This is a genomic window from Bacillus sp. N447-1 (genome assembly GCF_022701035.1).
Classification (GTDB): domain Bacteria; phylum Bacillota; class Bacilli; order Bacillales; family Bacillaceae_G; genus Bacillus_A; species Bacillus_A cereus.
On record NZ_CP065509.1, the window covers coordinates 3,758,742 to 3,782,371 of the forward strand.

The window sequence follows — 23,630 nt, forward strand, 5'->3', positions numbered from 1 at the left end:
GAAAATAATTATAAATGCTAAATTGATCGAAATTTTATTCTACATGTAGCGAAAGAGTTTGATATTAAAAAGAAGAATATGAGACTAGAAACGAAAAAATACGGGATACTCATTAATTCCTAGAAGAATAAAGGAACAACTGAGAATAAATTGTACGTATGGGAGAAGTGAAAAATTATCGGTAAAATGGACATAAGTGCTTAGAGTGAGTAAGAGAAGCATGAAAAATGCTAAAAAAATCCGTAATATAGTTAGAGTTAGCATCGTATAGCCCCCTTTAGACCATTTACTAGAATATTTCTGTGAAACCAATAAATAAAGCAGCGGCTCCTGCTAGTAGAGCGAGCACACTACCTCCTGTTTGCTGTTTTAATATTTCCTCTAAACTTATGGTGAGGGCCATACCTCCTAAAAAGATGAACATATAAGGGATTATTTCTCTATTACCAGTAAAAAATCCATAGATTGCTATAGATAAGGCAATAAGTGATAAAGTAATCCGTCCCCATTTTAGCATAAAAGACCTCCTCTATTTTATGTAGGTAATAATGAGAACAATCCAAATGAAAGCACCGGCAATAATACAAATAAGTCCAGTTGCTGATTCCCTTTTCTTTATTTGTTCAAATGCGATGAGAAACATTAAAGCCCCTAATAGAAATTGTGAAAGAGGTAAAGAATTATTTTGACCTGTATATAATCCAATTGCCGACATAACGATCACAGTGAGTGCTACTATGATGCGAAGTATACGAAGCATATTAGGAATTCTCCTTATTCTTTTTTGTATAAGGATTGTCTTCTAGTTTATCGACGGAATGTTTATAAGCATAGCCTTTATTAATTGTCATGACGGAGAGTACGAGGATGATTAGGACGATGATAATACCGATAATTAATATTTTGAACATAAAATCCCTCCTTTTCTTTATTTTACATAATTTTGTAATTGATGAAAACAATAGAAAATAAAAGGATGAAAGAAGGGTGTTACATGGAGACGAAAAAAACATATTATATATCAATAGGAAACGGTCAAATTTCACAAGTGAAGACGGCGGATACGTATAATTTTGAGATTTCCGCAAATGATGAGGAAATTACGGAATTAAGAGAGCACTTTGATCAAGCGTATGTAGAAGATTTAGGGTCATTTGTACGCTCCCACGTTCCATTTGTTGAGTATCATCACGATTCAAATAATGACCGATATGATGAACAACTACAAAAAGCATATAAAATGATTTACGATTTAGGAAATCATGAGACGAAAGAATTAGTCGCGCAAATGGGAATAATCAATGGATTGTAATTGGATAATATTATGCAGAAAAGCGAGAATATGCTACAATTTGTGGTAGGAAAAACTTGTAACCATCAATAGGGGAGTAATGGCATGTACAAATTTAAAGATTATTACCACAACACTGTACAATTATCGTTTGAACGTTATCCATTTTCTCCTGAGCCAAAGCATGTTTGGGTTGTATGCCGGTACGGGGATCAATGGTTATTAACGCATCATTTACGTCGCGGTCTTGAATTTCCAGGTGGTAAAGTAGAACTAGGGGAAACACCGGAAGAAGCGGCAGTTCGAGAGGTTCATGAAGAAACCGGCGGCATAGTTTCTGATTTAACTTACTTAGGACAATACAAAGTATCTGGAAAAGACAAAATAATCATTAAAAACATTTATTTTGCAACAATTAGTGCGGTAGAAGAACATACGCATTACGAAGAAACGAAAGGGTCTGTTTTATTAAAAGACATTCCTGACAACATTAAAACGAATAGAAAATTTAGCTTTATAATGCGCGATGACGTATTAGCGCGTACGATGAAACATATAGAAGAAATCGGCTGTTTTACGAAGTAAAGTAGCCGGTTTCTTTTTTTGTATGTAAGAATAAATGTAAACATATCTTTACATTATTTTGGGGATATTATACAATTTTGTAAAGATATATTTACATTTTAGGAGGGGGAAGATGGATAAAAGAAAAGAAACGACTGTTACTGTTTCGATGGTTAAATTAAACTTTTCTTTATTTTTTATAATAATTGCTTTGTCGTTTGGAATTGGTTATTTGCATATATTTCTTTCAGGTGGGGTTCAAGTTGAAGTTACATTATTAACGATGTTTCTTTTTATTATCGCAATGATGGTTCTCGTTTGTATTCATGAAGCGATACATTTAATTGGCTTTCGCTATATCGGAGGTGTTCCGTGGAGTGAACTAAAATGGGGCGTTAATTGGAAATTAGGTGTTGCATATGCTCATTCTAAACAGGCGGTTACAGTAAAGCAAATGAAGAAAGTGTTAATGCTTCCGTTTTTACCAACTGGAATTTTGCCAATTGTATTGGGATTAGCTATGAATCTGGAGCCACTCTCATTTTTAGGAATTCTACTAACAGCAGGGTGTATCGGCGACATTGTCTTATATCAAAAAGTTTCAAAGTTTCCAGATGATGCGCTAGTAAAAGACCATCCGAGTAAACCGCAGTTTACAGTATATGAATAATAAGAGGAGGCATTTTTGAACAACTGCCTCCTCTTATTATTTTTTGTCGGTAAATCAATATATTGTGAAAATTGTTGATATAATTTAATTACTATTATTGTATTTTTATCTCCACCTCCACCTCTAAAAGCGAAAGCACCTCCAACAAATCATCTACGATACGTGAATGCTTAAAATCACCCCAAAACGAATCTTTTTTCCAAACACCAAGAATCCCTACTTGTTCAGAACCAAGCACATCGTTTTCTGGATGATCTCCAATATAAAGACATTCTTCTGCCTTCACATCTAGTCTTTGCAAAGCACGTTCGAAAATTTCAGGATGAGGTTTTTTAATTCCTTCAGCTTCCGAAACGAGAATGGTGTTTGTATACGTATGTATATGTAGTGCTCGAAGGTTGCTCATCTGAAATTCAGTAAAACCGTTTGTGATAATACCAATTTTAATGTTTCGCTGTTTTAACTGTTGAAGTAGTTCATGCGTGTTTTTGAAAGGAATACAATGATGTTGGAAGTTTGTAATATAGTCGTGTAGTAGTTGCTCTTGCGTTAAAGTAGTAATGTTGTATTCGGAAAGGAGAGTAGCATATACTTTATCCTTCCACGTATAGCCATTATTATCGAGTTCAAGAAATCGAGAACAATACTTTGATTTCTCTATACTCATCAAATGTGAGGAGAAGCGATTATATTGCTCACAAATAAATTGTTCTAAAGATTGGCGTCGATCTAATAGTGTTCCATCTAAGTCGAATAAGATTGCACGAATCATGAGAAGCCTCCTTGCAGTTTTTATAATTAATTATCGCATATTCGCAAAAAAATGATTATGATATTTTGTAGAATGGAATAATGGGGGATTGTATGAAGAAATTGTATGGCAAGTTAGTGTGTTGTATTATAGCAAGCGGTTTAGTTGCAGGATGCGATAGTGCTATCGAGGTTACAAAAGAAAAAGAAATTTGTAAAACAGAAGAAGAGTGCACGCAAATAGGAGATAAAACATTACAAAAAGTATATAAAAAGATAGAGGAACTTTCAGAACTTGAAAAAGTAGAGGATTATGACATAGAAGAGTATGAAAGTATGAATATGAAAGAGGCGGAACAGAAAAAAGAAGAGGATGACAATTACTTCTTTTTAGCTTCTTATTATATCGATGATGATGAAATTGTAGATCCTTATTTTGAGAGATTGGATCGTAAGAGATTGAATAAAGTTTTTGCAGATGACGAAGTAGCAAAAGATGATTTGTTAAGTCAGCGACAAGATAGAGAGTATCATGAAACTTTATGGGACATGTATCGCACTCTCGTCCCAGTGAAATATCGTGAGAATATAACAGGATTTGGTCTAATAACGGATGGTTATGATGGCGTTGTTGCCCATGTCATGCCAAGTATAGATGACCCGAGAGATTGGGTGCTTAGTTTAGACGTGCTTGATTCTGGGGTGAATATAGATGAAGTGATGAAAACATTAATTCATGAAACGGCTCACGTATTAACGATTGGACATAAACAAGTACCAGTGGATAGAAAGTATTTAGAGGCGTTTGATGAAGAGAAAGACATTTCATCATATCGAAATAAATGTAAAACGGTGTTCGTGAAAAATGGATGTGTGAGAAAAAGTTCGTATATTAACCAATTTTATAATGAATTTTGGAAACCAATTGAGCAAGAGTGGACAGAAAAGAAAGTAGAAGAAAGTGAAGAGGCACAAATTGAATTTTATAAAGAAAAGCATGATGATTTTGTATCGCTATATGGAACAACAAATGTAACGGAAGATATCGCAGATACATTTACAGCGTTCATTTTACAAGATTCAAAAAAAGTGAAAGAAGGAACAGAGTTAAAATATAAGAAAATTGCTTTCTTCTATCAGTTCCCTGAGCTTGTAAAAATGAGAGCGGAAGTGCTGTCAGGATTATATGATGTTTCGAAAACGATAGAACAACAAAGTGGAGACTAATGTGAGTTATGCTTTCGATATAGTTTCATTAAAGAAAAGCGTGAAGAATTTTTAATTCTTTGCGTTTTTTCTTATGTTGATAAAGTTGAAAATTCTGTATTTTTATCAAAAAGAAGAAGGAACTGGAGGCACAAAAGAGAATTAGTATAAAAATGTCACAATTTAGACACAATTATAATGCGCGTGTTGTAGGGACTATAAGTTTACTCTCGAGGAGGTAATGAAACGTATGAAAACGATTCTTGCTGTTGCTGGTCTCATTTGGGTAATGTCTCACGGTTTTCCGATTTTTGAAGGGGAGCAAATTCGTAGTGCTTTGAATGAAAAGTTTAATGATTATCATGTGATAGATCGAAAAGATAATGTCGTTACAGTACGTGTGAAAGACTGTTTCCATACAGTTACGGTTGCGGATGGAAACATTACAAATGAAACGAAAATGTGTGATAAAAGGTAAAAGAAAGAAGCTGACTATAGCGCACTGTTTTGAGTCAGCTTCTTTTTCTTTTTCCAATTAGAATTTTTTCAAATGCCTCAACAAATACATACATAAGAGTTGCAAGAACACATGTGAGTAGTACGCTAAGTAAGACGAGTGTGAAGTTAAAGACTTGGAATCCGTAGCTAATTAAGTAGCCAAGTCCTTGTTTGGAAACGAGAAGTTCTCCGAAAATAACACCAACCCAGGATAAACCAACATTTACTTTTAACGTTGAGATAATTGCTGGAAAGGATGCAGGGAGAACGACTTGCTTATAACATTGCCATTTATTTGCGCCAAATGTGTCCATCACTTTTATATAGTTAGAATCGACTTCTTGAAATGCACTGTAAATAACGAGAATGGTAATGATGATGGAAATGATTACTCCCATTGCGATAGAAGATGAAATGTTTGGACCGAAAATAACGATGATGATTGGACCGAGTGCAACTTTTGGCATTGCATTTAGGACGACGAGGTAAGGATCAAGTACGCGGGCTAGAAGTGGCATCCACCAAAGAAACGTGGCAATAATAGCACCGAGTACCGTTCCGAGAATGAAGCCTACTCCTGTTTCCAGCAATGTCGTCCATATGTGGACCCAAAGTGAACCGTCGATCCATTTCGTTAAGAAGAGATCCCAAATACTCGAAGGAGAGCTAAAGAGTAAAGGATCAATCCATTCTTTTTTGCTAGCTATTTCCCATAGTGCAAAGAAAAGAATAAGTAGTAAAAGCTGTAGTGAGCGAGCAATCCAAGCACGCCTGCGTTCTTTCTTTCGAAATTGTTCATGTAGTTGTTTTATATTATCCAAGTCGTTCCAGCTCCTTCCATATATCTTGAAAGAGGGCTGGGAAATCGTAGTGATGGCGTGCTTCTAACGGTGATAAAGAACGGATACTTTCCGGGACGATAAAGGTTTTCGCGATTTTTCCAGGATTCGCTTGAAGTAAATAAATACGATCACTCATCGCAATCGCCTCTTCAATATCGTGAGTAACAAGTAGTGATGTTTTCTTATATTTATTTAGTAAGTTGAAAACGAGTTCTTCTAGTTTTAATTTCGTTTGATAATCGAGTGCGGAGAATGGTTCATCTAGTAATAAAATTTTCGGATCAGTTGCTAACGTTCGAACGAGAGCGGCACGTTGACGCATACCACCGGATAGTTCACGAGGATATTGTCTTTCTACCCCATGTAGACCGACTTGCTTTAAAAGGTTTAAAGTATGTTCTTTCATTTGTTCATCATAAATCCTTCGAATATGAAGTCCAAGCATAATATTTTCTTCAATCGTTTTCCACGGGAATAAGTAATCTTGCTGCAACATATATCCCATAGATGATGTTTTCGTTGTAATTGGTTCACCATCTAAAAAGACAATACCATCAATTGGATCAAGTAATCCAGCAATGATTGAGAGGAGCGTTGTTTTACCGCAACCACTTGGGCCGAGTATAGAAATAAATTCGCCTTCTTCCACTTGTAAGCTCATATCTTCAAGAATAAGTTTGGCATTCTCTTTTGCAAAAAAGCAGTGAGAAACGTTACGTATTTGTAAAAAACTCATACACTTCGCCTCTATTTCTTAATAACGCTTTCGGCAATTTTTGTATTGACGAGCGCTTCATGTGGGACTTCTTTTTGTAATTCACCAGCGTCTTTCATAATCGTTTGGAGCTGTTTCCATTCTTCCGCATCTAGTAGTGGATTTGTCGCATAAGAATGTTGCTTTTTATACCGTTCAATTACTTTTACTGTAATGTCTTTTGAAGTGTCTTTAAATAGCGGGGAAACAGCATCAGCAATCTCTTCTGGACTATGTGTATCAACCCATTGCTGTGCTTTATAGAGCGCACGTGTGAACTTTTCAGCAGCAGCTTTATCTTTCTTTAAGAAACTTTCTTTTGCCATGAATGTTGTATAAGGAACAGTACCAGATTCATTTCCGAATGAAGCGACGATATAACCTTTACCTTCTTTTTCGAATATGCTTGCAGTCGGTTCAAAGAGCTGGACAAACTCTCCTGTACCAGATGCAAAGGCATTTGCAATATTAGCAAATTCGATATTTTGAATTAAGTTCGTATCTTTACGAGGATCAATGCCATTTTTCTTTAAAACGTATTCCCCAACCATTTGCGGCATGCCGCCTTTACGCTGTCCTAAAAATGTAACACCTTTTACGTCATTCCAATTAAAAGAGTCTAGTTTTTTACGTGAAACTAAAAATGTCCCATCTGTTTGTGTAAGCTGTGCAAAGTTAATGACAGGGTCTTTCGCTCCTTGTTGATGAACGTAAATAGACGTTTCAGAACCGACGAGAGCAATATCAATTCCGCCAGATAATAGGGCGGTCATCGTTTTATCGCCACCAGCTGTTGTTTGTAGGTCAATATTTAGTCCTTCATCTTTAAAAAATCCTTTTTCAATCCCAACATATAATGGGGCATAGAAGAGAGAATGGGTAACTTCGCCGACGCGAATGTTTTGAGTTTGTTCTTTCGTACCTTCTTTTTTACTACTACAAGCAGCAAAAGTAAAAACAGCTAGTAACATGATGCAAAAAATCGCGATTAATTTTTTCACTATATAACACCTCCTAGAAGTCACTCTACAAGCATGATATGTAGGTAATCGCCCATATGTGAGTGTAGATAGCAGGAATTTTTTTGGTGGTAAAGAAGTACAAATATAAGGGGTGATAAAATGGAGTACGAATACGATGATAGCGTACATTTACATCTTGATTATTTCGGGACAGAATGTGATATGGAATCGATTGCTTATAAGAGAAAGAATGAAGACGTATGGGATGTGTATTTTAATTTTGGAGTATACGGTATTCAGAAAGACGATGTAGAGTTAGGGAGATTTATGGACGAATATGCTGGTCATTACGTTTTTTCTGTACATGCTCGCGATCTTAGCTGGGAATTTGGAAGTGCCCAGTTTGAAGAGTGGGTTTTGAAAAATCGGATAGTAGAAAAAACGCTACAAAAATAGGAGGAATTTTGTGATTGGATTTCTCATCTTATTATTTATTTTTGTGGCCGGATTTTTTATCATGCAAATGCTTATTTACCGATTTGCAAAGAAAAACATCCATAAATATACAAAAATAAAATGGTTTCATATGTGGCTACATATGAATATGAAAAAAGGCCCGAGATTAGATTTTTTTGATTTTGTAGTTACAGTACTCGTATGTATCGTATGGAAAATATGGCTGCTTCCTTTTATATAATACACATGCTAATCATCTTCTCTTTCATCATAAAATAACGAAAAGAACCTGTCTTGTGGCGGGTTCTTTTCGTTATAGTAATAGTTGTTAAAAACGTACAACGCTTGTTTATTAATTCTTTCGTATTTTCATGTGGAATCTTTAATAGCATTAAGGATTTCTAAAAAATAGTTATTATATCATAAAGTGGAGTGCTAAAATTAAGCTTTTCAAGAATGAGTAATTTGTATGCCACAATTTAACTATTGATTAAGGAAGTATTAAGGAAATATATTTATAGTAGAAGCAAGTTTGCAGACGAAATATAGGATATATGTTATTTTAATACAAATAGTTTTTCGATGCGAGGTGAAATTAATACATAGAAAAGAGGGAATGAATTGAAGTATGGTTCTACACTTTTTCATCTTCCAAAAGAAATATATTAATTTCTAGCATTATAAGTAGTATGGTGACTTTATTAGTAATAACTATACTGTTTATGATTTTAAAGGTTTTCAATTTAGACATGATGAAAGATCATTTAAATCAAAAGCTTGTTTTAAGTGTTATGATGATTTTCGTATGGGGCATAACGTTTTATATTACGCATTTCAATAAAAAGAGATGTCTATACTTAGAGCATCCCTACGAGTGCATTTTATATTATTTTTGCTAGCTCATACAGTAGCGTTATTTTATATTGTCATGCAAGTTAATATGAGTTTCATAGAGGCAATGAATTGGATTTACTTTTATAATATGCAGTTTATATTAAGTTTTGTAGTAATTTATGCAATATATATTCTTGTATACAATTTAATAGGTAAGGTTTTTCTAAGTATGGTTTTAACGAGCTGTACGTTAGTCATTTTATGTATTGTGAATTATTTGAAGCTTATTTTCAGAGGTGATCCGTTATATCCTTCTGATTTTACACAAATTACGCATATGCAATCTGTTATACCGATGGTGATGGACTATTTTAGTTGGAGTTATATTTTTGTCATTATCTTAAGTATCGTAGCTTGTATTGTAGCAGGGATATATATGAGAAGGTATATTCAAAATGTAAAGATTCATCTAGGAATAAGAGCCTTATTAGTAGTAGGGTCTATTTTTGTTCTATATGCGTATGGTAATTTTGCGAATACATTTATGAATAAAGTATTTCAAAAATCAGGTGTAGATTTTGTTTTGTGGAATCAAAATGAGAACTATGCTTCAAATGGTTTTGTACTTGGGTTTATTAGCAATTTAGATACAACAGTTATGGAAAAACCAAAAAATTATTCTAAAGAAAATATGCTTCAAATAGCAAACGATATAAAAAAACAATATAGTGGAAATATAGGGAGCCAAAAGAAAAAAGAGAAACCGAATATTATTTTTGTAATGAGTGAATCGTTTTGGGATCCGACGAAAGTAACTAACCTTTCTTTTAGTGAAGATCCTGTACCAAATTTACATCATTATATAGAAAACTTTCCTGGTGGACAAACTATTTCTCCTACATTTGGGGGAAATACGGCGAACGTTGAATTTGAGGCATTAACAAGTTATTCAATGAGTTTGTTAAAGCCAGGTTCTATACCATATCAGCAGGTTATTACAAATAAGAAAGAAATTCCATCAATCCCTACGGCGTTGAAAAAAGAAGGTTATTATACAAGTGCAATTCATTCATTTGGTCGCACATTCTTTAAACGTGACGATGTATATAAGGTGTTAGGATTTGATAAGTTTAATGCAGAGGACACGATGGAAAATGTGGATATTGATGGAGATTATATTAGTGATTTAGCGATGAGTAAAGAGATAATTGCTGAGTTAGAGGAACAAAAACAACCTACATTTATTCATGCAGTTACGATGCAAAATCATTTTCCATTTACAGAGGGCCGATTTGGTGAAAACCTAATCGAAATTAGCGGTCTAGAAAATGAAGAATCAAAGGGAGAATTAGAGACGTATACAGAAGGATTAAGACGTTCAGATGAGGCTCTTCAATATTTAATAGAGCAACTAGATAATTTTGATAGACCTACATTATTAGTATTCTTTGGAGATCATCTTCCATCATTAGGAACAAATAAATCTTTTTATAAAGAAAATGAGTATATAACGAATGAAAAAACATCGAATGAACGTTTAGCGATGGCGCAAACGCCGCTATTAATGTATGCAAACTTTGATATGCCAAATGATAATTTAGGTTTAGTAAGCCCAATTCATTTTTCTAATCTTATTTTTGATTATGCAGGATTAAATAAATCCTTATTTTATCAATTTTTATCGGAACTTTACAAGGAAATACCAGTACTTAGAGATGAATTAAAAGTTGATAAAAATGGAGAAGTAATCAATGATTTAACAAAGAAACAAAAGAAATGTTAGAGCAATATAAAATGCTCCAATATGATTTACTCGTCGGAAATCAATATAGTAAAGATATCCTCTTTAAATAAAGAAACAAAAAGAACTTGTATAACGATACAAGTTCTTTTTTCATAGTATTTAACGGGGTAACCAGACAAGCTGGGTTTAGGGAGTATTACCTGTACATTTAGTATATATGAAAATGTAATCGTTTTATTTGTGTATTTGTGAGAAATATGTGAATTTTATGTTTTGTGAAAAATCGATTATATTAACTTTCGTTCTTGTATTGCAGTTGTTATGCATGTAAAAATTTTATCAGTTCTTTATTTAATTCATCCGCTTGATCGATTGGTGAACCATGACCACTATTTGTAAGAGCATGTAACTGAGAATTTTTAATTCGTTGTTGCGTAAGCTCAGCACTTTTGTAAGGAATTAGTTGGTCGTGAACGCCGTGGAAGATTTTTGTTGGGACGTTAATTTTATTTAAATCTTTCGTTACATCTTCATTTGCAGCTGCTTGTAAAATTTTTATAAGGGCATAAGAAGCGGACTGCATACCGAGATAAGAAAACCATTCAAGGGTTGCAGCCCCTAAGTTTCTATTAAAAAAGGATAAAGATACATCATTTAAAAATTTTGGTAAATTAGCATACATTTGATTAATGAGAGCATCTGCTTGTTCTTTCGGTACACCGTAAGGGGACTCTTGATTTTTAACGAAAGAGGGGGAGACAGCGTCAATTAATGCGAGCTTAGAAATGCGGCGCCCATTATAGCGAGACATATAGCGAATAGAAAGAGCACCACCAACTGAGAAACCGACTAATGTAGCGTTCTCTACTTGAAGTGCTTCCAGAACAATTGCGATATCATCGGCTAATCGATCATACGTGTAACCAGTCCATGGCTTATCAGATTGTCCATTCCCTCGTATATCCATGGCGATACAGCGAAAGCCATGCTCAGGTAAAACATTGAGTTGATATTGGTACATTTGATGATTTAAAGGCCATCCGTGAACGAAGAAAACAGTCTTACTACCTGGACCAGGATTAACGTCTTGCACAAAAATATGCACATCTTTCTCGACAGTAACAAACATAAATGTCCCCCTATTTTATGAATATACTCGATCCCAAAAGCGTTGTTTTGTCATAGCTTTAATAAATTTATTTGCTAGTCGCGTAGAGTCTTGTTCTATTAAAACACCAGGCTTTCCTTCGATATTTAAAGATTGAATAATAGAAGAGCCGTTTTGGAAGGAGCCAATCGGCTTAAAGTGATTATATGATTCTACGACAAATGAACTTGCGTTGTTAAGAAAATGATCATCCATCTTTCCGCCGATAAGAAGTAATCCATCATAAAAGAGTGGTGAGCCTGTTAAGAAAGTATCATTTACTTCCCACTGTCCATTTGGCGTTCCCTGCACTATGCCTAATCGTTCGGAAACGATCACTGGCAGTTAAAGAGTTTTCATCGTTTGAAATTTTAATACCTGTATTTGTTGTCATCTCCTTTCCTTCATTTTCACGCATGAAAGATTGGAGTTGTTCGGTCTTTTTATTTTTTTTGCCATCCATAAAAAACACCTCCCATAATATACGTATTATTGTTTATGTTTTTTATGCTTGTATATAGCATGAAGATATTGCATAGTTGGCATGATTTTCCTCAAATGTTCGATTTATCTTTGTTTGTCTATGAAAATCATTTATTATAATAAATGGTATTCTTCGAGATATTATTTTGAAGGGTGTTGAAGTGAAAGAAAGTTTTCTATCATATAAAGAAGAAGAAAGAAATGCAAAAATCCTTTTATGGGTGTTATATGTCATTGTTATTGTATATCAAATTTTCTATGCAATCGTATTAGAAGATAAATCAATAATGGATAAGGGATACAGCATAATATGGCAAGTTATTTGCGGAGTAGCAATACTGTGCGTGAATATATATTTAATGAAAAAAGAGAAGGCAAACCTTGTTAAATATGCATGGATATTTGCATACATAGGGATAGAACTCGCTAATATATTTTCGTATGTTTTTTATAATAAGGCGGCGTTTAATGCGACAAATATAATAGAAATTATTCTCATTTTCTTTGTACCTATATTTTTAAATAAAAATTCTATGTGTTTTTACTTTCCTCTATTGTAGGAAAATATTTAATTTATTTATTTGTATTAGAGGAAGTAAAAGCATTTATGTTCCTTATTATGTATACACTTATGTTAATAGCTGCATATATCATTTTAAACCGATTTTTACAATATCTTTCAGCTGTAAAGGAAAGTATTGCGATTGCTAGTGAATCACAGAAATTAGCAGTAATCGGAAAAATGGCAGCGACGGTTGGACATGAAATTAAAAATCCACTTGCTTCATTAAAAGGATTTACGCAATTACAACGAGAGAAGCATGAAGAGGATCCTATTTATAAACGTATGATTTTTGAAATAGAAAATATGAATAATATGATAAGTGAGTTAATGGAAGTTGCTACATGCAAACCTTCTATTTATAAGAAACATGATGTAGGAAAAATTGTATTACAAGTAATAACAAGTCTTCGTGAAAAAATAGATGAATTAAACATTCAGTTTATTTCTAATGTGGAAGAAAAAACAATAGAAGTTGAATGTGATGAACGAAAAATAAGAGGAGTCTTTTTATATACGATAAAAAATGCTTTAGAGGCAATGGGACAAGGTGGTATATTACATTTACAATTAGAAAATAAAGGGAAAGAATATGTAATGATCAGTGTGATCGATAATGGTCATGGTATTAAGCAAGAAAACTTACCCCGTGTTACAGAGGCCTTTTATACAACGAAACAAGATAAAATTGGTCTGGGACTGACGGTAGCGAATCGAATTGTCGCCGAGCACCTTGGTGAGTTGCATATTTCAAGTGAAAAAGATACTGGAACGAGAATAGACATCATTCTCCCAAGGAAGTGTGGAAATACTGAAATCCAAGTGGAAGAAAAGCTAGGAGTTACCATATGAATAAAGGCTATATATTTAAAAATGAAGAAATAAAGGCGCTGAAAGCATTTTTAAGTTTATTTTTTATTATATTTTTCGTATATGATCTTGCCTATGAATTTATCGTACCGTTAATCGGTGGAGAGCAAGAAGGTGTAGGAGAGTTTGAAGATGGTTTAGGTTTATGGCTTTACTTTTTGATGGTGGTATTGTTTTGCATTGGAATATACTTTATGAAATGGAAGAATGCTTTTGCGGTAAAGTATATTATTCTAATTGGCTATAATGTATTAGATTGTATCCATAACATTATGATTTATTATGGTAGCGATGCAGAATTTGACGGTGGAAATATAGTAGAAGGATTTTTTATTTTGTTTGCACCAATCTTTGTGAATAAAAGATATTTCTGGTTAGTTCCAGCGATACTTATCGGAAAGTATGCTCTTACAGGAATCATTATTCAATCTTCTCTCGTTTTAATCCCAATGGCATTATATAGCGTATTTACTATCATATGTTGGATTATATTTTTAAGGGTTCAGTCTTACGTTCGTACGCTTGAGATGATGGACAAAGAAATAAAACAGACAGAAAAACTAGCAGCTGTTGGAAAGATGGCAACGGTTATTGGTTATAAGATTAGAAGACCTTTAGCAAACTTAAAAAAACTTGTGAATAAACAAGCAGACAAGCATCCAGAGGATAAAATTTATAGTGATATTATGAAACAAGAAGTAGATCGGATTCATATAATTGCTACAGAACTTAGTGGATTTGAGAAATCTAAATCACTAGAATCAGAAACTCATAACATACAAGAAATTATTTCTTATGTTATTCGAGTTATGGAAAAGCCAGCTTTAAAACAAGGAGTTTACATACAAGGTATTTACAGTAAAGACTTACCATCAATTACATGTGATGAAAAACGATTAAAACAGGTCTTTTTTAATTTAATCAAAAATGCAATTGAAGCAATGTCAGTTGGCGGAACAATTACGATTAAAGTTACTGTAAAAGATGGAATCATCGTTCAAGTGAAAGATGAGGGATGCGGCATTCCGAAAGATAAAATTCCAAAATTAAATGAAGCCTTTTATACAACGAAAGAAACAGGAACTGGTCTAGGTTTAGTAGTTACAGAAAAAATTATTAAAGACCACAACGGTAAAATAAGTTTTGAAAGTGAAGTTGGGGTTGGAACGACGGTTGAAGTTATGTTACCACTGCATTAACTACAAAAAACATCACTTATTTGGAAGTGATGTTTTTTTATTTTATCTCGCTATTTGTGTATAGTAAAAATCTCATTTTATCGATAAAGAATGTATGATGTGTTTCTAGCATCAAAATGTTTTTTGAAAGTTTTCAATATGGATTTCCTAGAAAAAATTCAGATTATAAAAATTAATAGTTTTTTTCTAAAAAAACTATTTTCTTTTTTGGGTTTTAATGGTATATTCAAAACACGATAAATAAATACCTATATTTGGCACACTATTCGAAAGGATAGGTCGCAAAGCTAAGAGTCTAAAGTAATGAAAATTACTATGATAGTCTGGTTGCAGTTTGGATTTTCACACATAGTTGTATGTATGAAAATCGAAGAGGCAACCGGATTTTTTTATTGTCTCAAAAAGAAAAAATAAATGGGCACACTATTCGAAAGGATAGGTCGCAAAGCTAAGAGTCTAAGGTAATGAAAATTACTATGATAGTCTGGTTGCAGTTTGGATTTTCACACATGTTGTGATGTATGAAAATCGAAAAGGCAACCAGGCTTTTTATTTTCTAGGAATATACACTATGATTGTAAATTTAGCTAGAAAATAAATTTAATGTTTGAAATATTCGGTATATAGGAAGCGAGGGAGGGAAGTACATTGCAAAAACAAATAGGGAAATTTGGGCGTATACTTCTCGCTGGAGGAATATTATTTACACAAGTTGGTGTGCTAGACTACTCTGCAACGAAAGTTTATGCGGTTACAAACGACGAGCAAGGACGTTTTATCGTTCATATGGATAAACAAGAAATAAAAGTTGATGAAAATGTAGTATTAAAGATTACAAATACAAATAAACAAGATGCTAATATCGAGCTGAAATTATCTAATGAGCAGCTGTTTAATGAAGCAGAAACGAAAAAAATGAATGAAAACAATAAAGCGATTCAAAACATTTCAGTAACAGAAGATCACATTGTAAAAATTGAAAAGAATGAACAAAGTAATTCTATCGGTGACGTATATGTAGTCATTCAAATGAAAAAAGCTGGAGAGTACAAATTTGAACCGATAGTGAAGTTTGAAGGGAATGAAAAGAAAATTGAATCTCCTTCTCTGCATGTTGGAGAGAAAAAAGAGGCTTTACATGTAGCTATTTCTGATGAAAATCGAAAGGTTTCAGAGGAAGTTGTGAAAAAAGAAATCAGTGAAACAGTGAAAGTATCGGAAGAAAATAAAAAACAAAAAATAAATGCTACTAATGCTGAAATTCCAAAAGAAACGAAGACTTTAGCGAAAGAAAAGGTTAATGAAGAACTCGTATCAAAGGAAAATGAATTAAAAGAGAGCAATAAGGTCAACGAAAATAATCAGGAATTACCTGCTATTCAAGCTGAGAAGGTATTAAAGAGCCAATCTCTACTAGCTGCTAGTCCTGTTACAAGTATTCTTAAATATCCAAATGTAAAGGTAATAAATAATAGAACAGGTGAAGGGCCTTCTATCTCGGGTAAATATGCTTTTAGATTTGTTTGGAGCCCACAAGTAACATATGAGGTAAAGGGTAGTAGCGATGACAGAACTGGTCAAAGTCAATATACATTTAGAAATTCAAATAGAGAACAGTACGTATTAGTAAAAAAAGCTGGTGAATATCAAGGGAAATGGATTGATGTCCGTATTAATATTCACTCTATGACAGCTTCATCTGTAGATGTTAAAACACCAATAACTAAAGGTGATGCAAAAAACTTTTTACAATTATATGGGAACGGAAGGTCAGGACAAACTTATAATGCTTCCTTTGAATTTTATGAGCACGGAACAAGTAAAAAAGTACCATTAACGGCAATGTGGAATTTTAAAAGGATAAATAGTTATAAAAATGTTACGTTGCGTAATGATGGTAGTCATTTAACGAATTTATACGTGTATGATACGAGTTCAATTAGGTATCAAGATAAAGGGAATAATAAAATAGAGTTTTCTGGAACAGCAGGCCCAGTAGCTACTCCAGAAGCAGATATGACAATTACATTTGATAATTTAACAGAATTACCGCTAGAAGTTAGATTAAATGCTTCAGGTGTTAATGTAGCATACGACCAATTAGCGATCGCACAAATTGAAATTCCAGCTCCAAGTGTAATAGGAGATATTGTGGAAGATAATTCCCGTCAACTTTCTTATAAGGTATATCAAAATATGCCTGCTCAATCGAAAGATATTCACTATGCGAAATCTTTTGTATTAGAAAGTGAAGTGAATAAGGATTTTACTGTGAATGATGTTTCCATTCAAGATGTGGAGAGTGGAGATGATGTAAGTAGCTTCTTTGATATTAATAGGAAAAACAATAAAGTCACTGCAGTTGCGAAAGAAAATGCGCTAAAAACAGAAGAATTCAACGGGAAAATTTACGAGATGACAATTACAGGTTCTCCTGTAAAAGGTGCCGATGTAATGAAATATTACAAAGGTGGTTATCTTGAAATACCGGTGTCAGCTAAAAATTATTTAGATGGCGATAAGAATGGGCAAGATAGTAATCGAGATGGAATCGCAAAAATAAGGTATAAAGGTATTCCAATTGGGAAATCAGTCCCACAAAAAGTAGTGCAAGGAACAGATTTAACAAAAATGGATATTTCTAAATTTGTGACAGATTTATCTGTAGATACGAATTTGGATGTAGATAAACCAATATCAGTAGTGAAGTTAATTAATATTCCGGATACCAAAATAATAGGGAATCATACTGTAACGGTTGTAATTGAAACGAAGCAAGGTGTACAAGCGGAAATTCAAGTTCCAGTTACTGTTGTTGATGGAACTTTAAAGTTAGTAGACGTACCAAAAGAAATTACCTTTGGAGATTTAACAATTCCATCGAAAACAACGACATACGCACCGAAAGCGATCTCAAATCCTTTAAAGGTAACCGATGATCGTGTTAAAAAGCAAAAATGGAGTGTATATGTAAAGGAAATTACACCGTTAACTTCAGCACAAAATGACACATTGACAGGAGCATTGATTTACAAACGAAATGGAAAGGATACACCTTTAAGTACTTCTAGTATAGAAGCATTCTCGTATACTTCTAAAAACGACGAGGAGGTTTCACTAAATTGGAAGGAAAACGAGGGAATTCATTTACAAGTAAAACCAGGGCCGAATGTCAAAGCAAATACAAAATATTCCGGACAGCTAGAATGGACATTAACCGATGCTCCTCTCTAAAAATATATGAAATATATAAATTTTAGAAAGGAGAGAGTAATGAAAAAAATAGTTGGTATTATCGTTTCCACATTTATATGTGTGCCGTTTCTTATGGCAAATGTAGTAACGGCTACAAGTGCGAATTCAAAAGCAGGTATTACATTTTCGAATAGCTATACACCAAATACATCAACTGATCCGACAAAGATAAATCCAAAAAAAGAGACAGTTGATAAAAATAAAAATGGAGATAAATATTTACCGAAAACAGGAGGCCAGACACGGGACTTCAAACAATATATAGGATTGTTTTCTATTGTTTTATCTCTATATGTATTCAAAAGAATTAGGGGAAAGCAAGTGTATTCAAAATAAAAAATAGATGAAAACAGAGAAAAGGGGAAGGTACATATGAAACTAGCAAAATTAGCATTAATTGGTGCAGTATCATTAACATCAGTTGCAGCAGTAGGAACTTCAGCATTTGCGGAAGAGAAAGCAAATATGAAATCTAAAACAGATGTAACGTTTATTGAAGATACAAGCACAACAGATCCAAATAATCCAGAAAATCCAAATGAAAAAGTTACACCAGAGAACCCTGGTGACCATGAAAAAGGAACAAAAGGTCCATTAAGTATTAACTACGTTTCTAACTTACACTTCGGCGAGCAAGTTATCTCTGGTAATGATCAAACGTACTTTGCAAAATTGGACAAAGTGAAACAAGGGAGCAAAACAGTTGAAGTACCTAACTTCGTATCTGTAACAGATAACCGTGGTACAAATGCAGGATGGAAATTGAAAGTAAAGCAAAATGCACAATTTAAAAGTGGTAATAGTGAGTTAACAAATGCAGCTTTAAGCTTAAGTAACCCAGCTGTAAATTCTGTAACTGATGCACAATATGCACCTACCACATTTAAAGATAAAGTAACACTAGCTCCAGGTGGAGATGCGGTGGAAATTGCTACTGCCGCAAAGAATAAAGGTATGGGTGATTGGACGACTGCATTCGGTAAAGGAGCAGAACAAGGTAAGCAGAGTGTGAGCTTATTCGTGCCAGGTACGACAGCAAAAGAAAAAGGTGCGAAATATTCAGCTGAGCTAACTTGGACTTTAGAAGATACACCAAACTAAGGTTGTATAAGATTGAAAATTAAGAATGAATGAATTTTAAAAAATAAAGGAGTATAAAACTATGAAACTAGCAAAATTAGCATTAATTGGAGCGGTAACATTATCATCAGTATCAGTAGGGACGTCTGCATTTGCAGCTGAGAAAGATGGCGGGAAATTAGATTCAAAAGCATTCATTAAATTCGAGAAAAATACAGATAAAATTGATGTTGTTAATCCAGAGAATCCAGATGAAACTGTAGATCCAGTTGATCCAGATAAAAAAGGTACAGATGGTCCACTAAGTATTGATTATGTATCTAACTTCAACTTTAAAACACAAAAAGCATCAGGGAATAACGAAATCTATTTTGCAGAATTAGATAAAGTAAAGAAAAAAGTAGACGGTTCTGTAATTGACGTGCCAAACTACGTTCAAGTAACAGATAACCGTGGTACAAATGCAGGATGGCATTTAACAGTAAAACAAAATGGTCAATTCAAAACTGCAGATGATAAAGCGTTGGATGGCGCAGCATTAACATTAAAAAATTCAGCTTTGAAATCAAATGCAGGTAGCGACGCACCAACAGCAGAGCAATCTATCACATTAAATCCAAGTGGTGCAGCATCTGATTTAATCGATGCAAAAGAAAACCAAGGTATGGGTACGTGGGTAAATACGTTCGGTAAAGATGCAACAGAAGCGAAACAAAGCGTAGAGTTATCTGTACCAGGTAAAACGAAAAAAGAACAAACACAATACACAACTTCACTAACTTGGGAGCTAACAGACGCTCCTATGTAGGTAAGAGGAATTTTAAGATAAAAGAGGAAAATGAGAAGAGATAAGGGAATGGCTTTAACCTTATCTCTTTCTTGTCTATAAAATGGATATGAAGGGGACTACATAAGAGATGGTAAAAAAACTATTTACTAGCTTACTATTAATTACATTCTTCATGATAAACGCTTTTTCAGTATATGCAGCTGAAATGAAATTTGCTGTGACAGCAGTTATACCAGAAAATCAAATTGATAAAAATCAAACGTACTTTGATTTGAAAATGCAACCTGGACAAAAGCAAACAATTCAAGTCCAAATGAAAAATGATACGAATAAAGAAGTTGTGGTAGAATCGTTTGCTAATACAGCAATTACGAATAGCAATGGTATTACAGATTATAGTACAGTAGAACCAAAAACGGATTCTACTTTGAAATATCCGTTTTCTAAAATTGCTAAAATGCCAAAAGAAACGAAAGTCCCAGCTAACAGCATAGTGACAGTTGATATAAACTTGGAAATGCCAAGTGAGTCGTTTGATGGTGTTATTCTAGGTGGTTTATACTTTAAAGAAAAAGAAGATGAGAATGCAAAGAAAAAAGATGAAGGTGTGCAAATTGAAAATAAATATGCATACGCAATTGGTGTTGTTTTAAAAGAAACAGATGCTGAAGTAAAACCAGACATGAAATTAAACGAAGTAAAGCCAACACAAATTAACGGGCGTAACGTCGTTACTGCAAATTTACAAAACGTAAAGCCAGCAATGTTAAAAAATTTAAGTGTTGATGCAAAGATATATAAAGAAAAAGGTACGGACGTTTTATTTGAAGCGAAAAAAGAAAATTTAAGAATGGCGCCAAACTCAAACTTTGATTACGCTATTAGCTGGGAAAACAAAGCATTTGATCCAGGAACGTACCGAGTAGAAGTGAAAGCTACTGATGGCGATCAAAAATGGGAATGGACGAAAAAATTTACAATTGAAGGCAAGACAGCTGATAAGTTAAATGATACAGCGGTAGAAGCGAAAAAAGACTACACACTATATTACATTATCGGCGGAGTACTACTGTTAATTATATTATTAGTTCTTGTGTTCTTCTTAGGTAGACGTTCTAAAAAAGAGGACGATAACGAAAAATAATATATTGATAGTGTAAAAAGAAAATAATGGATGTTTTACTATGAAAAATATATAATGGCTTTGTCTGTTATTTGTTGTAGTTCATTTATATTTCTATTTGTTGACCCGAATTTCGGGTCTTTTTTTATGAAATGAATTGCTATATATCGGTAATTAGAAAAATAGAATATACAGCACTTGCAGTAATTCCAGGGGTAATATAAAGGGATATAGCATCTCCTCTTGCAACTGGGTTTCCAGTTGTAATACTAGTCCAAGTTACAGTAGCGGGACCTACTGCCGGAGTAGGATTAAATACTTGAATTTGTCCTGCTCCGCTATCCGTTGGTTTAATGGAAAATACCATAGTTCCGGTAATTTTGTCAGTAGTAGTTAAGGTAATAGTAGATAGGATGTAGCTAGAAGAAGGGGGTGTGAGGTTTGTTGGGACATTTCTGCAAATATTAATCGTATAAATAGCAGCAGGTAAATTATTTATATTTATAGACGCAGAAAAGCCGACAATACTACCGGCTCCAGCAGTGACATATGGAATAACATTGGAGTCAATTCCAGGAGAACCCGCTATACGTTGAAAACCAGCATTTGTTCCTTGAAAAACAATACTTTTTGCTGAAGCACTATCGGCAGATCCCGTAGGTCCAGTAATGCCCGTAGGCCCAGTGATGCCGGTAGGCCCGGTACTACCGGTAGGTCCACTTTCTACTAATACGATATAATCTGGAGATATATTAGGAAACCCTTGAGGTGCATCTTTTTTTACAACATAGCCACTGCCCGTATAAGTGACAACTTGTCCTTTTTTATAGTTGGGAGCCGCTGCTAGACTAAAGGTGGTAGTACTTTGGAAACCAGCTCCGGAAGGTCCAGCATTACCCGTAGGTCCGGTGTTCCCCATGGGTCCGGTGTTCCCCGTGGGTCCAGTGTTCCCCGTGGGTCCAGTGTTCCCCGTGGGTCCGGTGTTCCCCGTAGTTCCGGTGTTCCCCGTAGTTCCGGTGTTCCCCGTAGTTCCGGTGTTCCCCGTGGGTCCAGTGTTCCCCGTGGGTCCAGTGTTCCCCGTGGGTCCAGTGTTCCCCGTGGGTCCAGTGTTCCCCGTAGGTCCGGTGTTCCCCGTGGGTCCAGTATTTCCGTTAGAACCGCTGTTGCGTCTGCCATCGCAACTAAAAAAATTACGTGGGTACATATATGTTCTCCTTTCTATATTTTCAAAATCTAGTTTTTAAAATAGAACTAATATATATATATTATGAATTCTATAATTTTGTGTGGCAGATCGTCTTTTGTGTCTAGATTTCAAAAGATAGCGGGAGAAGAATTAAGTAGTGTTAGAGCCACCATTTTTCCTGAGGAAGTAAAATAACATCCACATCAAAATTCTCTTTAAACCAATCATACATCAATGTCTCTTTCACTAAATATTCAGAGGCAGAGTGTGCCACACCAATTAGAGACATATTCGTTTCTTTTACATAATCCATAATGAGCGAGTATTTATGTCTGCCGTAATCATTATCGATATGGCAATGGATTTCTCCTGTAATATATGCTTCAGCACCTTTTTCTTCTGCTTCCTTCATTAAAGATACGACATCGCCACATCCAGCGATAATTGCGATTTTTTTGATGGAATCATGTCGTTTACCTTCGAAGTCTGTGTAAGGAATCTGGAAGAGTTGTTTTAGATGTTTTTGGAGTGCTTCTGTTGATGTTTCATCTATTTCACAAATAAGGCCAACTGGTTCTTGTTCTGGACCTCCATATGCAAAGTCGTCCACTACAGTAGCGTTTAATGCTTTTGCAATTGAAATACTCGTTCCATGTGTTTGATGAAAATCCATTGGTACGTGACATGTATATATAGAAAGTTGTTTTTCTTTTATTCCTTGCAAATATTTTTCAGGAATTGGTAAGAAACCGCGGCCTGATCTTCCAAGCGGATCACCGCACTCCATTACAAGGGGATGATGCATAAAGAGTAAATCACCGGGTGTGGATTGTGAAATGAATGTTTCAAGAACGTCATCTGTAGGGAATACAGCTAAAAATACTTTGTTTACATTTTCAGATCCGTGCATCATAAGGCCGTTAAATAAATCTACAAAATTTGCTTCGAAAAATTGTTGCCAAGGAAATTTGATAGGATCATATACGGCTGGGATAAATCGACTAAAGGCACTATCTTTTCCGTATTTTTCAATTTGGAATAAGTGATCGAGTGATTGCTCTATTTTTTTTAAGGCTGGCATGTTTGATAATCCTCCTTAAGATGATTCTTGCTTTATGAGTTGTTTGTATTCTTCGTAGCAAAATAAGAAGCGGATAGGAAACAAATAAAACCTAGAATCCAGCTAATAGAAGGAGAATAGGGAAGTACATGCTGTAATAGCATTCCGCTAGAAATGAAGAAACTACTAAATACACCTAATAACATGGGATATCGTTGTAGTTTGAACACAGATAGTAAACATCCTTTCTCCTGCATGAACTACTCATAAAAGCTCGATTGCTGAAACTTTATCACATACATTG

The 23,630-nt window shown here is 34.3% G+C and carries 24 protein-coding genes, 3 pseudogenes and 2 riboswitches; of the genes and pseudogenes, 15 read left to right on the forward strand and 12 right to left on the reverse strand.

Going from position 1 to position 23,630, the window contains the following annotated elements:
- Nucleotides 1-289 precede the first annotated feature (289 nt).
- The 3 genes from IQ781_RS19025 to ytzI are packed head-to-tail and all read right to left on the reverse strand — an operon-like array spanning nt 290 to nt 911.
- On the reverse strand, nt 290-517 hold the full coding sequence (locus IQ781_RS19025; protein ID WP_000922253.1) for a DUF3953 domain-containing protein: 228 nt from the start codon (nt 515-517) through the stop codon (nt 290-292).
- 12 nt (nt 518-529) lie between these two features.
- Nucleotides 530-760 carry a DUF3953 domain-containing protein gene (locus tag IQ781_RS19030; protein ID WP_000944458.1) on the reverse strand — a complete coding sequence of 77 codons (231 nt, stop codon included), beginning with the start codon at nt 758-760 and terminating at the stop codon, nt 530-532.
- Between the two features lies 1 nt (nt 761).
- Nucleotides 762-911 carry a YtzI protein gene (gene ytzI / locus IQ781_RS19035; protein ID WP_000472794.1) on the reverse strand — a complete coding sequence of 50 codons (150 nt, stop codon included), beginning with the start codon at nt 909-911 and terminating at the stop codon, nt 762-764.
- Between the two features lie 83 nt (nt 912-994).
- On the opposite strand from ytzI, the gene IQ781_RS19040 reads away from it, so the two are divergent.
- The 3 genes from IQ781_RS19040 (at nt 995) to IQ781_RS19050 (ending at nt 2,525) form a co-directional block, all read left to right on the forward strand.
- Nucleotides 995-1,312 carry a hypothetical protein gene (locus IQ781_RS19040; RefSeq protein ID WP_000448409.1) on the forward strand — a complete coding sequence of 106 codons (318 nt, stop codon included), beginning with the start codon at nt 995-997 and terminating at the stop codon, nt 1,310-1,312.
- A gap of 84 nt (nt 1,313-1,396) precedes the next feature.
- A complete protein-coding gene (gene mutTA, locus IQ781_RS19045; protein WP_000276385.1) occupies nt 1,397-1,876 on the forward strand; it encodes an antimutator 8-oxo-(dGTP/GTP)ase in 480 nt (159 codons plus the stop codon).
- Nucleotides 1,877-1,988: 112 nt separating this feature from the next.
- Nucleotides 1,989-2,525, forward strand: a complete 537-nt coding sequence (locus tag IQ781_RS19050) for a DUF3267 domain-containing protein (RefSeq protein WP_000361293.1) — start codon at nt 1,989-1,991, stop codon at nt 2,523-2,525.
- 94 nt (nt 2,526-2,619) lie between these two features.
- Here the strand turns inward: IQ781_RS19050 and IQ781_RS19055 are convergent, their stop codons facing one another.
- Complete coding sequence (locus tag IQ781_RS19055) at nt 2,620-3,297, reverse strand: HAD family hydrolase (protein ID WP_139846825.1); 678 nt, start codon at nt 3,295-3,297, stop codon at nt 2,620-2,622.
- A 92-nt stretch (nt 3,298-3,389) separates the two neighbouring features.
- On the opposite strand from IQ781_RS19055, the gene IQ781_RS19060 reads away from it, so the two are divergent.
- Both IQ781_RS19060 and IQ781_RS19065 read left to right on the forward strand, forming a co-directional pair.
- Nucleotides 3,390-4,502: a recombinase family protein gene (locus tag IQ781_RS19060; protein ID WP_139846826.1), complete on the forward strand. Its 1,113-nt coding sequence runs from the start codon at nt 3,390-3,392 to the stop codon at nt 4,500-4,502.
- A gap of 229 nt (nt 4,503-4,731) precedes the next feature.
- Nucleotides 4,732-4,959 (forward strand): hypothetical protein, encoded by a 228-nt coding sequence (locus IQ781_RS19065; RefSeq protein ID WP_000849112.1) that lies wholly within the window; start codon nt 4,732-4,734, stop codon nt 4,957-4,959.
- Between the two features lie 34 nt (nt 4,960-4,993).
- Here the strand turns inward: IQ781_RS19065 and IQ781_RS19070 are convergent, their stop codons facing one another.
- From IQ781_RS19070 to IQ781_RS19080, 3 genes are read right to left on the reverse strand one after another with little or no spacing between them, the layout of a single operon-like run.
- Entirely contained in the window at nt 4,994-5,800 is an 807-nt protein-coding gene (locus IQ781_RS19070) for an ABC transporter permease (RefSeq protein ID WP_000368771.1), read from the reverse strand.
- On the reverse strand, nt 5,793-6,557 hold the full coding sequence (locus IQ781_RS19075; protein ID WP_000009036.1) for an ABC transporter ATP-binding protein: 765 nt from the start codon (nt 6,555-6,557) through the stop codon (nt 5,793-5,795). Before IQ781_RS19075 ends, IQ781_RS19070 begins: the two co-directional genes overlap by 8 nt.
- A gap of 11 nt (nt 6,558-6,568) precedes the next feature.
- Nucleotides 6,569-7,576, reverse strand: a complete 1,008-nt coding sequence (locus tag IQ781_RS19080) for an ABC transporter substrate-binding protein (protein WP_000733143.1) — start codon at nt 7,574-7,576, stop codon at nt 6,569-6,571.
- A 120-nt stretch (nt 7,577-7,696) separates the two neighbouring features.
- On the opposite strand from IQ781_RS19080, the gene IQ781_RS19085 reads away from it, so the two are divergent.
- From IQ781_RS19085 to IQ781_RS19095, 3 genes and pseudogenes are all read left to right on the forward strand, one after another.
- Nucleotides 7,697-7,993 carry a DUF3986 family protein gene (locus tag IQ781_RS19085; RefSeq protein WP_000455579.1) on the forward strand — a complete coding sequence of 99 codons (297 nt, stop codon included), beginning with the start codon at nt 7,697-7,699 and terminating at the stop codon, nt 7,991-7,993.
- Between the two features lie 10 nt (nt 7,994-8,003).
- Nucleotides 8,004-8,234 (forward strand): hypothetical protein, encoded by a 231-nt coding sequence (locus tag IQ781_RS19090; protein WP_000578982.1) that lies wholly within the window; start codon nt 8,004-8,006, stop codon nt 8,232-8,234.
- Nucleotides 8,235-8,613: 379 nt separating this feature from the next.
- Nucleotides 8,614-10,681, forward strand: a pseudogene (locus IQ781_RS19095) (LTA synthase family protein).
- A 209-nt stretch (nt 10,682-10,890) separates the two neighbouring features.
- On the opposite strand, the gene IQ781_RS19100 reads toward IQ781_RS19095, so the two are convergent.
- The 3 genes and pseudogenes from IQ781_RS19100 to IQ781_RS19110 form a co-directional block, all read right to left on the reverse strand.
- A complete protein-coding gene (locus IQ781_RS19100) occupies nt 10,891-11,700 on the reverse strand; it encodes an alpha/beta fold hydrolase (RefSeq protein ID WP_000498278.1) in 810 nt (269 codons plus the stop codon).
- A gap of 15 nt (nt 11,701-11,715) precedes the next feature.
- Nucleotides 11,716-12,060, reverse strand: a pseudogene (locus IQ781_RS19105) (catalase); the annotation flags it as partial.
- A complete protein-coding gene (locus IQ781_RS19110; protein WP_000348759.1) occupies nt 11,993-12,181 on the reverse strand; it encodes a hypothetical protein in 189 nt (62 codons plus the stop codon). The gene IQ781_RS19110 and the pseudogene IQ781_RS19105, both read right to left, overlap by 68 nt.
- A gap of 181 nt (nt 12,182-12,362) precedes the next feature.
- Here IQ781_RS19110 and IQ781_RS19115 point away from each other — a divergent pair.
- The 7 genes and pseudogenes from IQ781_RS19115 to IQ781_RS19145 all read left to right on the forward strand — a co-directional run bounded on the left by IQ781_RS19115 (nt 12,363) and on the right by IQ781_RS19145 (nt 21,101).
- Nucleotides 12,363-13,615 (forward strand): annotated as a pseudogene (locus IQ781_RS19115) (ATP-binding protein).
- Nucleotides 13,612-14,832, forward strand: a complete 1,221-nt coding sequence (locus IQ781_RS19120) for an ATP-binding protein (protein WP_001032628.1) — start codon at nt 13,612-13,614, stop codon at nt 14,830-14,832. The pseudogene IQ781_RS19115 and the gene IQ781_RS19120 overlap by 4 nt, the downstream one beginning before the upstream one ends.
- 246 nt (nt 14,833-15,078) lie before the next feature.
- Nucleotides 15,079-15,167: riboswitch (cyclic di-GMP riboswitch) on the forward strand.
- Between the two features lie 72 nt (nt 15,168-15,239).
- Nucleotides 15,240-15,328: riboswitch (cyclic di-GMP riboswitch) on the forward strand.
- A 152-nt stretch (nt 15,329-15,480) separates the two neighbouring features.
- The gene (locus IQ781_RS19125) at nt 15,481-18,066 is read left to right on the forward strand and encodes a WxL domain-containing protein (protein WP_139846828.1); all 2,586 of its coding nucleotides are present in this window, start codon (nt 15,481-15,483) and stop codon (nt 18,064-18,066) included.
- A gap of 39 nt (nt 18,067-18,105) precedes the next feature.
- Nucleotides 18,106-18,423, forward strand: coding sequence for an EF2685/EF0750 family sortase-dependent surface protein (locus IQ781_RS19130; RefSeq protein ID WP_025710008.1), 318 nt, complete (start codon nt 18,106-18,108; stop codon nt 18,421-18,423).
- 36 nt (nt 18,424-18,459) lie between these two features.
- Nucleotides 18,460-19,188 (forward strand): WxL domain-containing protein, encoded by a 729-nt coding sequence (locus IQ781_RS19135; RefSeq protein ID WP_139846829.1) that lies wholly within the window; start codon nt 18,460-18,462, stop codon nt 19,186-19,188.
- Nucleotides 19,189-19,249: 61 nt separating this feature from the next.
- Nucleotides 19,250-19,975, forward strand: coding sequence for a WxL domain-containing protein (locus IQ781_RS19140; protein WP_000761535.1), 726 nt, complete (start codon nt 19,250-19,252; stop codon nt 19,973-19,975).
- 109 nt (nt 19,976-20,084) lie between these two features.
- Nucleotides 20,085-21,101, forward strand: a complete 1,017-nt coding sequence (locus tag IQ781_RS19145; protein WP_000239421.1) for a WxLIP family cell surface protein — start codon at nt 20,085-20,087, stop codon at nt 21,099-21,101.
- A gap of 139 nt (nt 21,102-21,240) precedes the next feature.
- Here the strand turns inward: IQ781_RS19145 and IQ781_RS19150 are convergent, their stop codons facing one another.
- Both IQ781_RS19150 and IQ781_RS19155 read right to left on the reverse strand, forming a co-directional pair.
- On the reverse strand, nt 21,241-22,284 hold the full coding sequence (locus IQ781_RS19150) for a hypothetical protein (protein ID WP_050228972.1): 1,044 nt from the start codon (nt 22,282-22,284) through the stop codon (nt 21,241-21,243).
- Nucleotides 22,285-22,426: 142 nt separating this feature from the next.
- The gene (locus tag IQ781_RS19155) at nt 22,427-23,347 is read right to left on the reverse strand and encodes a Nif3-like dinuclear metal center hexameric protein (RefSeq protein WP_050228971.1); all 921 of its coding nucleotides are present in this window, start codon (nt 23,345-23,347) and stop codon (nt 22,427-22,429) included.
- Nucleotides 23,348-23,630 lie beyond the last annotated feature (283 nt).

Excerpts from the sequence above, each read along its gene's own strand:
- IQ781_RS19060 (WP_139846826.1), top strand. The coding sequence starts at position 3,390 with ATGAAGAAATTGTATGGCAAGTTAGTGTGTTGTATTATAGCAAGCGGT.
- IQ781_RS19065 (WP_000849112.1), top strand. The coding sequence starts at position 4,732 with ATGAAAACGATTCTTGCTGTTGCTGGTCTCATTTGGGTAATGTCTCAC.
- IQ781_RS19130 (WP_025710008.1), top strand. The coding sequence starts at position 18,106 with ATGAAAAAAATAGTTGGTATTATCGTTTCCACATTTATATGTGTGCCG.
- IQ781_RS19075 (WP_000009036.1), bottom strand. The coding sequence starts at position 6,557 with ATGAGTTTTTTACAAATACGTAACGTTTCTCACTGCTTTTTTGCAAAA.
- IQ781_RS19145 (WP_000239421.1), top strand. The coding sequence starts at position 20,085 with ATGGTAAAAAAACTATTTACTAGCTTACTATTAATTACATTCTTCATG.
- ytzI (WP_000472794.1), bottom strand. The coding sequence starts at position 911 with ATGTTCAAAATATTAATTATCGGTATTATCATCGTCCTAATCATCCTC.
- IQ781_RS19050 (WP_000361293.1), top strand. The coding sequence starts at position 1,989 with ATGGATAAAAGAAAAGAAACGACTGTTACTGTTTCGATGGTTAAATTA.
- IQ781_RS19140 (WP_000761535.1), top strand. The coding sequence starts at position 19,250 with ATGAAACTAGCAAAATTAGCATTAATTGGAGCGGTAACATTATCATCA.
- mutTA (WP_000276385.1), top strand. The coding sequence starts at position 1,397 with ATGTACAAATTTAAAGATTATTACCACAACACTGTACAATTATCGTTT.
- IQ781_RS19055 (WP_139846825.1), bottom strand. The coding sequence starts at position 3,297 with ATGATTCGTGCAATCTTATTCGACTTAGATGGAACACTATTAGATCGA.
- IQ781_RS19120 (WP_001032628.1), top strand. The coding sequence starts at position 13,612 with ATGAATAAAGGCTATATATTTAAAAATGAAGAAATAAAGGCGCTGAAA.
- IQ781_RS19025 (WP_000922253.1), bottom strand. The coding sequence starts at position 517 with ATGCTAAAATGGGGACGGATTACTTTATCACTTATTGCCTTATCTATA.
- IQ781_RS19100 (WP_000498278.1), bottom strand. The coding sequence starts at position 11,700 with ATGTTTGTTACTGTCGAGAAAGATGTGCATATTTTTGTGCAAGACGTT.
- IQ781_RS19030 (WP_000944458.1), bottom strand. The coding sequence starts at position 760 with ATGCTTCGTATACTTCGCATCATAGTAGCACTCACTGTGATCGTTATG.
- IQ781_RS19135 (WP_139846829.1), top strand. The coding sequence starts at position 18,460 with ATGAAACTAGCAAAATTAGCATTAATTGGTGCAGTATCATTAACATCA.
- IQ781_RS19150 (WP_050228972.1), bottom strand. The coding sequence starts at position 22,284 with ATGTACCCACGTAATTTTTTTAGTTGCGATGGCAGACGCAACAGCGGT.
- IQ781_RS19085 (WP_000455579.1), top strand. The coding sequence starts at position 7,697 with ATGGAGTACGAATACGATGATAGCGTACATTTACATCTTGATTATTTC.
- IQ781_RS19040 (WP_000448409.1), top strand. The coding sequence starts at position 995 with ATGGAGACGAAAAAAACATATTATATATCAATAGGAAACGGTCAAATT.
- IQ781_RS19110 (WP_000348759.1), bottom strand. The coding sequence starts at position 12,181 with ATGGATGGCAAAAAAAATAAAAAGACCGAACAACTCCAATCTTTCATG.
- IQ781_RS19155 (WP_050228971.1), bottom strand. The coding sequence starts at position 23,347 with ATGCCAGCCTTAAAAAAAATAGAGCAATCACTCGATCACTTATTCCAA.